This window comes from Rhodococcus sp. ACT016 (genome assembly GCF_050477185.1).
In the GTDB taxonomy this organism is placed as follows: domain Bacteria; phylum Actinomycetota; class Actinomycetes; order Mycobacteriales; family Mycobacteriaceae; genus Prescottella.
The window spans coordinates 1576216-1589819 of the sequence record NZ_JBEAET010000001.1 but is presented as its reverse complement, the minus strand read 5'-3'; the positions used below and the strand labels follow the sequence as shown (position 1 = coordinate 1589819).

Annotated in this window: 14 protein-coding genes; 1 reads left to right on the top strand and 13 read right to left on the bottom strand. The window is 64.6% G+C overall.

Translation table 11 applies throughout. The features are described 5' to 3' along the window. Positions 1–5 precede the first annotated feature (5 nt). The 9 genes from ACQ5DX_RS07365 to ACQ5DX_RS07325 all read right to left on the bottom strand — a co-directional run bounded on the left by ACQ5DX_RS07365 (position 6) and on the right by ACQ5DX_RS07325 (position 7772). Complete coding sequence (locus tag ACQ5DX_RS07365; RefSeq protein ID WP_430332008.1) at positions 6–896, bottom strand: type II secretion system F family protein; 891 nt, start codon at positions 894–896, stop codon at positions 6–8. A 27-nt stretch (positions 897–923) separates the two neighbouring features. After that, positions 924–2795 (bottom strand): type II secretion system F family protein, encoded by a 1872-nt coding sequence (locus ACQ5DX_RS07360; RefSeq protein ID WP_430332007.1) that lies wholly within the window; start codon positions 2793–2795, stop codon positions 924–926. Continuing rightward, a complete protein-coding gene (locus ACQ5DX_RS07355) occupies positions 2792–4111 on the bottom strand; it encodes a CpaF family protein (protein WP_430332006.1) in 1320 nt (439 codons plus the stop codon). The genes ACQ5DX_RS07360 and ACQ5DX_RS07355 overlap by 4 nt, the downstream gene beginning before the upstream one ends. A gap of 71 nt (positions 4112–4182) precedes the next feature. Further along, complete coding sequence (locus ACQ5DX_RS07350) at positions 4183–4632, bottom strand: AAA family ATPase (RefSeq protein WP_430332005.1); 450 nt, start codon at positions 4630–4632, stop codon at positions 4183–4185. Between the two features lie 17 nt (positions 4633–4649). Then, the gene (locus ACQ5DX_RS07345; protein WP_430332004.1) at positions 4650–5099 is read right to left on the bottom strand and encodes an AAA family ATPase; all 450 of its coding nucleotides are present in this window, start codon (positions 5097–5099) and stop codon (positions 4650–4652) included. 278 nt (positions 5100–5377) lie between these two features. Continuing rightward, positions 5378–6106 (bottom strand): Flp pilus assembly protein CpaB, encoded by a 729-nt coding sequence (gene cpaB / locus ACQ5DX_RS07340; RefSeq protein ID WP_430332003.1) that lies wholly within the window; start codon positions 6104–6106, stop codon positions 5378–5380. Between the two features lie 11 nt (positions 6107–6117). Then, entirely contained in the window at positions 6118–7089 is a 972-nt protein-coding gene (locus ACQ5DX_RS07335; RefSeq protein WP_430332002.1) for a pilus assembly protein TadG-related protein, read from the bottom strand. 2 nt (positions 7090–7091) lie between these two features. After that, positions 7092–7493 carry a TadE/TadG family type IV pilus assembly protein gene (locus ACQ5DX_RS07330; protein ID WP_430332001.1) on the bottom strand — a complete coding sequence of 134 codons (402 nt, stop codon included), beginning with the start codon at positions 7491–7493 and terminating at the stop codon, positions 7092–7094. 81 nt (positions 7494–7574) lie between these two features. Further along, complete coding sequence (locus ACQ5DX_RS07325) at positions 7575–7772, bottom strand: Flp family type IVb pilin (protein WP_430332000.1); 198 nt, start codon at positions 7770–7772, stop codon at positions 7575–7577. 562 nt (positions 7773–8334) lie between these two features. On the opposite strand from ACQ5DX_RS07325, the gene ACQ5DX_RS07320 reads away from it, so the two are divergent. After that, entirely contained in the window at positions 8335–8895 is a 561-nt protein-coding gene (locus tag ACQ5DX_RS07320; protein ID WP_430331999.1) for a prepilin peptidase, read from the top strand. Positions 8896–8901: 6 nt separating this feature from the next. Here ACQ5DX_RS07320 and ACQ5DX_RS07315 read toward each other — a convergent pair whose 3' ends face one another. The 4 genes from ACQ5DX_RS07315 to dxr all read right to left on the bottom strand — a co-directional run bounded on the left by ACQ5DX_RS07315 (position 8902) and on the right by dxr (position 13468). Then, positions 8902–9738 carry a GNAT family N-acetyltransferase gene (locus tag ACQ5DX_RS07315; RefSeq protein ID WP_430331998.1) on the bottom strand — a complete coding sequence of 279 codons (837 nt, stop codon included), beginning with the start codon at positions 9736–9738 and terminating at the stop codon, positions 8902–8904. A gap of 126 nt (positions 9739–9864) precedes the next feature. Further along, positions 9865–11028 carry a flavodoxin-dependent (E)-4-hydroxy-3-methylbut-2-enyl-diphosphate synthase gene (gene ispG, locus ACQ5DX_RS07310; protein ID WP_430331997.1) on the bottom strand — a complete coding sequence of 388 codons (1164 nt, stop codon included), beginning with the start codon at positions 11026–11028 and terminating at the stop codon, positions 9865–9867. 61 nt (positions 11029–11089) lie between these two features. Continuing rightward, the gene (locus ACQ5DX_RS07305; protein WP_430331996.1) at positions 11090–12304 is read right to left on the bottom strand and encodes a M50 family metallopeptidase; all 1215 of its coding nucleotides are present in this window, start codon (positions 12302–12304) and stop codon (positions 11090–11092) included. A 6-nt stretch (positions 12305–12310) separates the two neighbouring features. Beyond that, a complete protein-coding gene (gene dxr / locus ACQ5DX_RS07300) occupies positions 12311–13468 on the bottom strand; it encodes a 1-deoxy-D-xylulose-5-phosphate reductoisomerase (protein ID WP_430331995.1) in 1158 nt (385 codons plus the stop codon). Positions 13469–13604: the final 136 nt, after the last annotated feature.

The following is a 13604-nucleotide window of genomic DNA, read 5'->3' as shown; positions in this document are numbered from 1 at the left end:
CTTCGCTACATATTGCTGAAGACCTGAATCATGCTGATCACCGCGGGGCCGAGGATGACGACGAATACGGTCGGCAAGATGCAGGTCAGCAGCGGGAAGAGAACCTTCACCGGAACCTGCATCGCCTTCTCTTCAGCGCGCTGACGGCGCTTGAGCCGCATCTCCCCCGCCTGGGTCCGCAGGACGTCGGCGATCGCCACGCCGTACTCGTCAGCCTGGATGACCGCTCGTAGGAACCGACGTAGGTTCGGCGCCCTTGTGCGGGCCGCAAGCTCCAGATAGGCACTTCGCCGCGTCTGTCCCATCTGAATATCCTGGAGCGTCCGGATAAGTTCCTCGGTGAGCGGTCCAGTGCCATTGCGGGCAGCGCGAACCATGGCAGCCTCGAAACCGAGTCCGGCCTCGACCGCGATGGTCATCTGGTCGAGAGTATCCGCCAACGCGAGTTCGATTGCTTCCTGTCGTTCCTGTCCACGGCTGTACAGGAGTAGTTCGGGAACGAAGTACGCCAGTACAACCGCCGCGACGGCCAAGGGAACCTGTCCGATACTCGGCGTCAAACTGACGCCAACGAGGGCCAGCAACGCGGCACCGAACGCGAGGACGATCTTCGCCATTGCTGACCGCTCGGGAGCCCACGCCGCGGGACGCCCTGCAAGTACATGCAAGCGTTCCAGTCTCGCCATCGTCCCAGGAGGTGACAGCGCGTTGACTATGCGCGCCCGCGAGACGGAGGGCGCGATCCCCGATTCCGGACTCGGCAGCGCCAGCTGTGACTGCAGGTTCCGCAGGGCCGGCCCGCGCGCTGGGTCGCGTGAACCAAGCATCAGCCACACCAGCATGCCCAACGCCGCGCCGACCGACAGCGCAGCCAGGAACACCAGCGGTGGAATCACAACACCTCCCGAAAGTCTTGCACGCCACTAGAACTTGACCGAGACAACCTTACGCATCCACAGACCGCCTACCGTGAGCATGACGAGTCCCACCCCGATAAACACATATCCAATCGGGCTTCCAGTGAGCTTCGACAGATATTCCGGATTTGAGACCGCGAGGAACCCGGTAATACCGAACGGTAACGCCATCAGGACGTACGCAGACAACTTACCTTCTGCAGCAAGAGCTTTCACTTGGCGACGAATCTGGTTCCGTTCGCGAATAGTGTTACCCACCTGGTCGAGAACCTCAGCCAGGTCGCCACCCACCTCACGATTGATCGCGATGGCCTGAGCGATCCAGTTGAAGTCCTCACTCTGCATGCGCTGTGCAACATTGTCGAGCGAGTCGCCGAGGTCACGCCCCACACGCGTCTCATTAACGACGCGAGCAAACTCTTCCGCGGTGGGCGCCTCTGCCTCGCGGGACACTGCATCGAGAGAACGCAGCATGCTGTGTCCGGCCCGGAGATTGCTCGCGAGCAATTGAAGCGAATCGTCGAGCTGATCGGAGAATGCAGCCCGGCGGCGGCTGGCGAGCACTTTGAGATAGACCCTGGACAATGCCACCGCCACCGCGGCAAACGCGATCGCCAACAGGACTCCGGAGAGCAGCAGACCCACCGCCGCAGCCGTCAGCGAAGCGGCGGCAACGAGAGTGATGAAGTCACCAGGCCGGAGCTTCAGACCGGCTTCCTGCAACGCCTGGGTCCGGGCGGCAATACGGCCTCGTCGTCGCAGGTTGTGGTCGATCCATTGCACCAGTCTCTCCGCGAACCGCGAGAGGGCCGACTCCTGGTTCTCGGCACGACCCCGCCGCTCCGGCGAGATCCTGGCGGGTGCCTTTCCGGCAACGGCCAGCACACCGCCCACAAGCGCGAGATAACACGCCAGCAACCCGAGCACCATTGCTGTCGTGGACGCAAACAATCCGTCCGCCGCCGAAGTATCCACGTTCGGTGGCGCCGACGCATCAGGCAGTGTCACCGGAAACGGCGCGCTCACCTGGTTCACCGCACCGCTCCGCACACTGACAACAACCTGGGTGAACCCGCCCGATTTCGACTTGTAGTGGACCACATAGAGGTTTCCCAGCGCACGGGCCACCGATTGATAGATCGCGCTCAGCGCGGCGGTGTCGCCGGCAGTGGCATACTGCCCGTGGGCTTGCCTCGTAATCTGCTGCAGCAACGCAGAATCGGTTTCCGGCGTGGACATCTCCACCGTGTAGAGCGAGGCGTGCGCTCGGTCGAGCGCCTCGTCCGCCTCCGCCATGGAGTGTGCACTAGAGTTATCTGCGCCGTCAGTGAGCAGTAGCAGGATATTGTTCGGCGCGGCGCCGCGATCGAGTATTCCCGCGGCCGTCACGATCGAATCGGCGATCGCACTGTTACCCCCCGACGTCAATTCACGGATCCGACGTAGTAGCTCACCGGTGTCGGTGGTGAGCTCCGAAATCACCTGGGGCCGTGTCGAAATAGCCACGATTCCGATGTGCGAACCGGATGGCGCCTGCCTGACGAAGTCGGATGCAGCCTGCTTCACGTCGTCGAGCGCCCTCCCGGACATCCCGCCCGAAACGTCGATCGCGAGCACAATGTCCTGTTCCGATCCCGGTTGCTGTCGCACCTCGATCGCGCGGGGCACCCCGCCCTCGGTCAGCGCAAAGGTATCGGGATCAATCGGGCGCCCGTCGAGGCTGGGCGGAGCAAAGATCGACACGTCGACGTCCGGCAAAGCAGTGGTGTCGACACCCGCGATCTGCACCGTGGCAGGTTCGGAGACATCGGCACGGGCAGGGCCGCCGATGAATCCCGACACCAGAGCGACCGCCAGAACCAGGAAATGCCGCTTCACCGCCGCCCCCGAAGCTGGTCAGGCGAACCAAACACACTGGGGGAAAGGGTGATTCCCATATCTCGAAACTTGTCCGTGAACCGCGGACGAACCCCTGTCGGCAGCGGCTTGCCGAGGAACCGTCCGCGAGTGTCGACGCCAGCGCTGTAATCAAACAGGAACGCGTCCTGCAATGTAACGATCTCCCCCTCCATGCCCTGAACCTCGGTCACATGAGTGACCCGCCGGGTGCCGTCTCGCAAGCGAGTGAGCTGGACGATCACATCAACAGCCGAGGCAATCTGCTCCCGGATAGCCCGCAACGGCAAGTCCATTCCGGCCATGAGCACCAGTGTCTCGAGCCGGGCGATCGCGTCACGCGGCGAGTTGGCATGCACGGTGGAGAGTGAGCCATCGTGGCCGGTGTTCATCGCCTGGAGCATGTCCAGACTTTCGCCACCACGACACTCGCCGACCACAATGCGGTCGGGACGCATGCGCAGCGAATTGCGCACCAGGTCGCGGATGGTCACCGCGCCCTTACCTTCAATGTTCGGCGGCCGGCTCTCGAGCCGCACCACATGCTCCTGCTGCAGTTGCAGCTCTACGGCGTCCTCGATCGTGACGATGCGCTCACCCTCCGGGATGAACGATGACAGCACGTTCAGCAACGTTGTCTTTCCCGTACCGGTGCCGCCAGAAACGATCACATTGAGCCGAGCCTGCACGCACGCGTCGAGCAACTCCGCCATCTCGGGCGACAGCGTGCCGAACGCGATGAGGTCGTTCACCTGGAACGGGTCCTTGGAGAACTTCCGGATCGTTAGCGACGATCCGTTGAAGGCCAGCGGTGGGATCACCGCATTGACACGCGATCCATCCGCCAGACGAGCGTCCACCAGCGGCGACGATTCGTCGATACGTCGGCCGACCGCGGATACAATCCGTTCGATCACTCGGCGCAGGTGCGCCTCATCCGCAAACCTGGCAGAGCTACGGGTGAGCATGCCGTCTCGCTCGACGTACACCATATCGTGGCTGTTGACCATTATCTCGGTGACGGATGGATCGTCGAGCAGGCGCTGCAGTGGACCATGGCCGAGGACCTCATCCCCGACCTCGCGCAACAGACGCTGCCGCTCGTCGTACGTGAGCGGCGTGGCTTCGTGCTCGACGATGTCGGCGAGTTCTTCACGGACGAGCGTGTGCAGTTGCTCCTCGCTCAGCGAGGTGTCATTGAACCTGGTGCCGATACGGGTATACAGCGCCGAGCTCGCCCGATCCTTGAGCTCGGCCAGAGCATCTGCTGGCGGTGGAGCTGGCTTGACCTTCGCCACCTTTCCCGTGGCGGCCGGTGCAGTTACCGACTCGGATGTCCCCTGCGCGGCCTGCAGTCGCTGAGAGAGTCTCATCTCGCTGCCACCGATTCGGCAGCGCGATGCCGCCCTCGCCCCTTCGCCGAGGTCGCTGCGGGCCCTAGTCGCGTGACCAGGCGGGACAGTTCCTTCGCGGCACGGTCACGACTTTCACCTTGCAACAGGGGAACACCCCGATTGGTCGAGAGTGCGACCGCCTTCGACCGCGTGATTACGATGTCCGCCGGCAGTCCGATCATGCTCTGGATGTCCTGCACCGTCAGCCCTTCTCGACGATCGGCGAAATTCAGGACGATATAGCGGCTCGCCTGGACGAGATTAAGTTCGGTGAGCAATCGAAGTTCCTTGTGCATTCCCCGCACGCTGGGCACGTCCACACCCGACACGAGGACAACATCAGTGGCGAGATCCAGTGCCGCGAGCGTGTGCTCGAGCAGGCCGGGTGCGGTGTCGACGATGACGTACCGGAACTCGGCAGCCAACTGGATGAGCAGGTTGGTTATCTGGTCGCCGGTGATCTCGTCGCCCGCAGCAGGCGAATCCGATCCGCACAGCGCGTACAGGCCCGACGAGTGGGGGAAAGCACGGTCTTGAGAACAATCGAGTCCTGGCTGGCCGGTCCGGTCACCGCATCGGTCAGGTCATGTTCGGGCACCAACTGGAGCGCACTCGCGACGTCCCCGAACTGCACGTCGAGATCGACTAGGACTGCCGAGTGTGGTGCGGCCGAGGCCAATCCGACCGCAATGTTGGTGGCAATAGTCGTCTTTCCCGTTCCACCCTTGGGTGAGGCGACGACGATGATCTTTCCCTGGGCCGCTTGCTGATCCGACTGGCCGTCCGCATTCTTGCGACGGGCGAGTGCCGCCGACGCGGCACGATCAAGGACGACGCGGATGTCGGGGATATCGGCCTCAGGAGACATCACGTCCCGCACCCCGGCGCGCATCGCCGTGAGCCACACGTCCGCTCCGGCATCACTCACCAGTACCACTGATGTACCTGGCGCCGACTGATCGATTCGACTCGCTAGCGCCAGCCCCTCGGTCAGAGGAACATCCGGACCGAGTATCAGAACCTCTGGTTGCTCGGTGACACCCAACCCGACCAACTGGGCCGGCCCCTTCGGCACCGGATCGGGCGGCAGGACCAGGAGGTTGCCATCCGAAGCGTGGTACACGCGGCGAGCGAAATCGTCACGGGCGGTCAACAACACAGTTCGGCTCATCAGTACACACTCCCCGGAGCAACGATCGAGGTGCCGGATTCGTTCGCAGTCAATGGCTCATTGGTGAGCCAGAGCTTGCCGTTCTCAGCGGCGAAGATGACGCGCTCTGCGTCCGGGGCGGTGACCGCCAGCGTCACAAGTAGTTCACCGGTAGGCATCGGCGCAGGTCCGTCGTCGGCAGCCTTCTCATCCTTCGCCGGCATCGGCGCCGCTTGCACCCTGGTGACCAGGACCTTCTGCATCCTGAGATGCGTGTTGTACTCGCGAACCGGCGGCTGGAACGACAGCGCCACTCCGACAGTGTCACCTGCAGCGATGTGTCCGCCCAGTGCTCGCTGCGGCTCGAGCAGCACAGTAACTTCCTGCATGCCCTCTGGCAATCCGCCCTGATCTTTGCTTCGCGCGGTCGCCGGATCTGCGAATCGAGCCCGAACCAGTTGCTCACCAGGTAGCAGGTCGGTGATCGCGACCTGGCCCGCGAGCTGGTCCAAGGAGGTCACCCTGTCTGGAAGCACCGCCATCTCGGGCAGTTCCTTTGCCGCTACCGTGCCCACGAGACTGGCGGCCGGCGTGTTCTTGGGGATCGGCTGCGTGGCCACCAGCACGTCGACAGTGCGGGTGCCCTCCAACGCCCGAGCATCAGCACCGCGCACATATGCAATCAATGCCGTGGTTCCGACCACAGCGAGGACAACTGCGGCAATCGCAGCGATGAGTCGGGTTCTCACGAAAAGGGCTCCTAGTTGAGCAGACTGACGACGGTGACTCCAAAATCGGCTCCACCCGTGGTGATGTCCCACACTCCGCCTGAAGTGGCATCGGACTCGAGAGTGACCACCTTGGAGAACGTGCCGATGATTCCGCGGCAATTCCCAGTACACGACAGCGACCCATGGGTGTCGTTCTGCCAGTTGTAATCCGGATTGCCACTGAAGCGGTAGCCCTGAATCGTGAACGCCGCGAAGCCCACGACGTGGAACCAGGTACCACTACCGGTATCACCGACATCGTCGTAGATGGGAACAAGCACAACCTTGTTCTGCATCGCCTCGAGGGAAGCCTTGCACACCGTCGGGATGTTGTTTCCGTTGTCGCCTGGGGTGCCGTAGATCGCCCTGCTGATCAGAGCCGGGCAGCCGCCAGTCGCGGGGCGCAACCAGCCGAAGGCACCGGGCGCGGCCTTTACGTGCCCGCCATCGCACCTCGCCGGCACCGTGGTGCTGCTGACGAGAATCATCTTGCCAATTCCCGCGTCGGTGAAACGGCACTTGTCGAAAGCGATGGGCAACCCGACCCAGCCGGCCAGGGGTGATCCACAGCCGGCCGTCGCCGATGCGGAGATCTGGGTCCGAGGTATCCCGAGCACAGGCGCGAAGATATTCCGCCGGCCGGGAAGCCCATCCGTGTCCACTGCCGACGCGGCAGCTGTCACCGTGCGCTTCACTGGATCGACGACCGCAGAACCACTCCCTGAACCGGTGTTGACATTGGCCTCAACTAACGTTGCGGCGGTGGATGTCGCAGTAGTTGTGTTGCAAGAGGATTCCTGGGCGACCGCCAATGCCGCGGCGTCTGCACCGTTCTGCAACTGACGCTTCACAACGTAGTTCGCACCGATATCGATGGATATCGCGGCACATCCCAGAAGAACCACCATCATGATCGCGACGAGGACCGCAACAACGCCCCGCTCGTCGCGACCCGCCCCCACAGTTAGCCTCCGCATCGCATGACCCCTGTACCGGTCAGAGTCGGCTTACCAGGGAAGAGCCCCGTCATGTACTCGAGCGGATAACTGATCGTGAGCGTAACTGTGCTTCCACTGGGACACGTCGTGGCCGAACATCCTTGTGCACCAGAGATACGGATGCAGATCTCGGCATCAGTGATGGCAGGGCTGAACACACCAGCCCCCTGCGCCGCAGTCCGCGCCGCGGACGCATCCTTCTTGATTGCCATTACCCGAACACCCTCACGGGCGGCAGCACTGACGGCGTTCTGGACGTTGTATCCCCGCCCGAACTCGATGATGCCGAGGACGAGCGTGATCAGGATAGGTACGACCAGAGCAAACTCGACTGCGGCAGCCCCCGAATCGGAACGAAAGCGCTTCATAACCGTCCCTTGCAGGTTCAACGAGCGCGACGACCCCCAAGGGGCCGCCGCGCTCATTCAGACTGTCCGATGCGCGACCTATTACGGCTTGCCGAAGTTGAAGCCATCGAACAGGTCGTTGATCTTGCCGCCGAAGGCAAACACAGCAGCAAGGATGACGACCGCGATACCGGCGACCATCAGGCCGTACTCGACGGCAGTAGCGCCGCGATCCTCACGGGTGAGGCGGTCCTTGGCGTCCAGACCCATGAGGTACAGGTTTGCGAAGAAGAGGTTCATGCGAGCTCCTGATTTGATGGGGGAGGATCTCTGCGACTTGCAGGTTGTGACGTCGATCACCTTTGGATGGGTAATCTGATCGGCAACAGTAGGGCAGCGAAGACCGAACTGGACGGTCTCCCACGTAACTTTTCCATCACAATCGTTTGTTTGGTGTAACGGACAGTCGCCGCGCTACGATTCATCGAATCAAACCCGAGATCCCCTGCATTGCAACGAAGTTGCGCACCACAACTAAGCCCGATCCGGCATCCTCAACACTCGGCCCCACGGAAAGGGCATCCAAACTGACTACAACAGGTGACCGATGGTGACCGCCGTGGCCGCACTTCTCGCGGTCGCTGCTTCCGGTGTCGTCGCTGGCGACCTAGCCAATCGGGCGATCGACCGAGTCGAACGCGAGTCACCGCAGCCGGACTCCGAAGTTCGATGCAGGTGCCGGCGGGAACCACTCCTCTCGCCTGCCGCGATCGCACGCACGCCCACAGCCATCGTCGACACCGTCGTGCGACGTCGAAGGTGCGCTCGATGTGGGCAACGCCAGGGCATCCGCTCACTGGTGGTGGAACTGTCCACCACGGCGCTCTTCGTCGCGCTGGCGCTGCGCCTGGCGTACATCGATCTACTCCCCGCACTACCGGCTTACCTGTACTTCGTGGCGGTTGGCGTCGCACTCACCGTGATCGACATCGCCTGCAAGCGGCTACCGAATTCCCTTGTGCTGCCGTCATATCCCGCCGTCTTCGCACTGCTGACGTTGGCAGCAGCCGTACAGGGAGACTGGCCCGCGCTACTCCGGGCCGCAGTCGGAGCAATCGCACTATTCGGGTTCTATTTTGTCCTTGCGCTGAGCTACCCGGCCGGCATGGGATTCGGTGACGTCAAGCTCGCGGGTGTAATCGGCGCCCTCCTCGCATACCTGTCCTACGGACACCTCCTGATCGGCGCGATGCTCGCCTTCGTGCTCGCGGCAGTGGCCGGGGCAGCGCTGCTGATCAGCCGACGCGGGCGCGTCGGGACAACAATCCCGTTCGGGCCGTACATGATTGCCGCGGCACTCATCGCCGTGGTTGCGACCGAGCCGCTCGCGCGTGCCTACCTGAACTGGACCGCAGGAACCTGAGCCGCCTCAGTCGAGCAGGACGGTCGCGAACGTCGCGACCTGAGCGAACCCCACCCGCGCGTAGGCGCGGCGGGCGCGCTCGTTGAAGCTGTTGACGTACAGGCTCGCGATGCGTCCGCGCGCCATGACCGCCGATGCGACCGCGGCCGTCCCGGTGGCCCCGAGGCCCTCCCCGCGACGGGCCGGATTCACCCACACACCCTGGATCTGGCCGACGGCCGTCGACATCGATCCGACCTCGGCCTTGTAGACGACCTCGCCGTCCTCGAACCGGGCCCACGCCCGGCCGGACGCGATGAGGTTCGCGACCCGTCGCCGATAGCTGCGGCCGCCGTCGTTGGCCCGCGGGTCGATCCCCACCTCCTCGATGAACATTGCCACCGCGGCCGGCAGGTAGGCCTCGATCTCGTCCATCCGCACCTGGCGCACGAGTGGATCGGGACGTACTCCCGGATCGGTGTCGAGCGCGAGCAGCGGCTGCTCCGAACGGATCTCGCGCGCCGGGCCCCAATCCGACTCGAGCATCTCCCACAGCGGCAACGTCAACTCCGCCCGTCCGACGAGCGACGAGCACATCCGCGGAAACCGACTGGCCCGATCGGCGAACGAACGCAGGTCGTCCGAGTCACCCAGCAACGGAATCAGATTCGCCCCGGCGAAGCACAGCGACTCAGTCGGCCCACCGCGGCTCCACATCTCGCCCTGCAACGTGCGGGGGTCGAGTCCCGACTGCTGGACGCGCGCGGCGACCATGCATGTCGCGACCGGATCGGACTGGAGCACGCGCAACACCTGAGTGGTGTCCCGTCCACTCAGCTGACGTGCGCCGAGGAGCTTGAGCACCGACACACCCCCTTCGTCCCGTGCCTCGTCGTTGAGACCGTTCGGCGTGATGTCTGTCAGCGTCGGGCTGTCAGTGCCGGATCCGAGAACAACATTGCCATGAAGGTGCGCCTGGGTGGGCATATTTCAGCTCACGGTGACCACCGGCGCGCCGCTCGTCTCCCCACCTTCCATCTCCTCGGCGATACGCATCGCCTCTTCGATGAGTGTCTCGACGATCTGCGCCTCCGGAACGGTCTTGATGACCTTGCCCTTGACGAAGATCTGGCCCTTGCCGTTGCCGGACGCGACACCGAGATCGGCCTCGCGAGCCTCACCGGGACCGTTGACGACGCAGCCCATCACCGCGACCCGCAACGGCACCTCCATGCCCTCGAGCCCCGCAGTGACCTCGTTCGCGAGCGTGTACACGTCGACCTGTGCGCGACCGCACGACGGGCACGAGACGATCTCGAGCTTGCGGGGACGCAGGTTCAGCGACTGCAGGATCTGCGTGCCGACCTTGATCTCCTCCGCCGGCGGCGCCGACAGCGAGACGCGGATCGTGTCGCCGATGCCCTCGGAGAGCAGCGCCCCGAATGCGACCGCCGACTTGATCGTGCCCTGGAACGCGGGGCCGGCCTCGGTGACGCCGAGGTGCAGCGGGTAGTCGCACTGCGCCGCCAGCTGCCGGTACGCCTCGACCATGATCACCGGGTCGTTGTGCTTGACCGAGATCTTGATGTCGCCGAAACCGTGCTCCTCGAACAGGCTCGCCTCCCACAGCGCCGACTCCACCAGCGCCTCGGGGGTGGCCTTGCCGTACTTCTGCATCAGCCGCGGGTCGAGCGACCCGGCGTTGACGCCGATGCGGATCGGGATTCCGGCGTCGCCGGCCGCCTTGGCGACCTCCTTGACGCGGCCGTCGAACTCCTTGATGTTGCCCGGGTTGACCCGGACCGCGGCGCAGCCGGCGTCGATCGCCGCGAAGATGTACCGCGGCTGGAAGTGGATGTCGGCGATCACCGGGATCTGGCTCTTCTTCGCGATCGCCGCGAGCGCGTCGGCGTCCTCCTGACGCGGGCACGCGACGCGAACGATGTCGCAGCCCGACGCCGTCAGCTCGGCGATCTGCTGCAGGGTCGCATTGACGTCGTGCGTCTTGGTGGTGCACATCGACTGCACAGACACCGGGTAGTCGCTGCCGACACCCACGTTGCCGACCATCAACTGACGGGTCTTGCGTCGCGGTGCGAGGACGGGGATATCGCTGGGAGCACCCGGCATGCCCAAACCGACGGGGCTGGTCACGTTTCGCCTTCTTTCGTTGGTACGGGGCAAGTCTATCGTTCGAGCATTTGTCGGAACCGGGTCACGGGAACAGCTTGATCGGGTTCACGATGTCGGCGGTCAAGGTCAGGAGCATGTAGGCGCCACCGAGGACGACGACCACGTACGTGATGGGCATCAGCTTCATGTAGTCGACCGGGCCGCCCGCCGCCAGACCGCGCACCCGCCGGATGGAGTTGCGGATCTTCTCGTAGATCGTCACCGCGATGTGCCCGCCGTCGAGCGGCAGCAGCGGCAGCAGGTTGAAGATGCCGAGGAAGAAGTTCAACGTGGCCAGCAGCCCGACGAACACCTCCCACAGTCCGCGCTCGGCGACCTGGCCTCCGATCACCGAGGCACCGACGACGCTGATCGGGGTGTCCAGATCTCGCTCGCCACCGGTCACCGCGTGCCACAGGTCGACGACCTTGCCGGGCATCTCGGTGAGCGAGTGCGCGGTCTGCACGAAGATGTCGCCGGTGTAGACCAACGAGGCGGGAACGGCGGTCAGGACGTTGTACTGCACCGGCAGATAGAAGTCCTGACCGACACCGATCGCGCCGACCGTCCGCTCGGACTTCTGCCCGGTTGCCGTATCGGTGACGTAGCGGGTCACCTGCTGCGGAACGACGGTGACGTCGAGTCGTTGCCCGTCTCGTTCGATCGTGAAATCGGTGGGTCCGGACGCCTTCTGCGTCTCCGACTGGAACTGCTGCCAGTTGTCGACGGGAACGCCGCCTACCGCGGTCACCACGTCGCCCCGCTGGAGGCCCGCCTGTTCGGCCGGACCCGGCCCCGTGCACTCCGCGAGCTGATTCGTGTCGATCTGGTCGGCCGTGCAGCTCATCAGCCCCAACGCGGTCGCGGGCGGGGTGTCGTTGTTCGGCAGACCCCATCCGACGGCCAGCACCATGATCAGCACGAACCCGAGCAGGAAGTTCATCGCGATGCCACCCGACATCACGACGATGCGCTTCCACGGCTTCTGCTTGTACATCGCGCGATCGACCTCGTCGGGCGCGAGTTCGTCGGCGGCGGTCATGCCGGCGATATCGCAGAACCCGCCGGCCGGGATCGCCTTGAGCCCGTACTCGGTCTCGCCGCGGCGGAAGGAGAAGACCTTCGGCCCGAAACCGATGTAGTAGCGCCGCACCTTCATGCCGAGCGCCTTGGCGGTCCACATGTGACCGGCCTCGTGCAGCGCGATGGATGCGCCGATACCGAGCGCGAACAGGAGGACACCGAACGCGAAGACCATGCCGATCTAGCCCTCCTGCTTGACGAGTTCACGTGCGCGTGCGCGTGCCCACCCGTCGGCCGTCAGTACGTCGTCCACGGTAGCGGGCGGAGCCGACCATTCGTCGCCCGCCGCGAGAACCCGTTCGACCGTACGGACGATCTGCGGGAACCGCAGTGCCCCGTCGAGGAAGGCCTCGGCCGCAACCTCGTTGGCCGCGTTGTAGACCGCGGTCATGCAGCCGCCGGCCTTGCCGGCGTGCCGCGCCAGGTCCACCGCAGGGAAGACAGTCGTGTCGACGGGCTCGAACGTCCACGTCGAAGCGGTCGTGAAATCGCACGCGGCCGCCGCGCCCGGAACCCGGTTGGGCCAGCCCAGGGCGAGCGCGATGGGCAGCTTCATGTCCGGCGGGCTCGCCTGCGCGAGCGTCGAACCGTCCACGAACGTCACCATCGAATGCACGATCGACTGGGGATGCACCGTGACGTCGATCCGGTCGTAGTCGATCCCGAACAGCAGGTGCGTCTCGATCAGCTCGAGACCCTTGTTGACCAGCGACGCCGAATTGAGAGTGTTCATCGGGCCCATCGACCACGTCGGGTGCGCGCCCGCCTGCTCGGGCGTGACGTCCTCGAGCATCGCGGCGGTCCATCCCCGGAACGGGCCGCCGGACGCGGTGAGGACCAACCGCTCCACCTCGTCGGCGCGGCCGCCGCGCAGGCACTGCGCCAGCGCCGAGTGCTCCGAATCCACCGGCACGATCTGTCCCGGCGACGCAGCAGCGGTGACCAGCGGTCCGCCCGCGACGAGCGACTCCTTGTTCGCCAGCGCCAAGCGAGCACCCGACTCGAGGGCGGCGAGCGTCGGCTCCAGCCCCAGCGAACCGACCAACGCGTTGAGCACGACATCGGCCTCGGTTCCCCGAACCAGCTCGGTGACCGCGTCCGGACCGGACAGCACACCGGGCAGGTCCAGCCGCGCCGCCGCCGCGGGATCGGCTACCGCCACCCGGGTGACGCCGGTCTCCCGGATCTGACGGGCGAGCAGGTCGATGTTGCCGCCGCCGGCGGCGAGCCCGACCACCTCGAACTTGCCTGGATTGGCGGCGATGACCTCGAGGGCCTGGGTGCCGATGGAACCGGTGCTGCCCAGCAGCAGGACGCGAGTCGGTTGGGTGTCAGCCACGCAACCATTGTTGCTGACCGAAGCTGAGAGAATCACACAGGATTGCCCCGCGATCGCGAACAGTGCCGGGACCCCGCTTCGTACGACGCACGGTCGTATGCCACGATATGCGGAGATAGCGCATTCGTAAGATCAG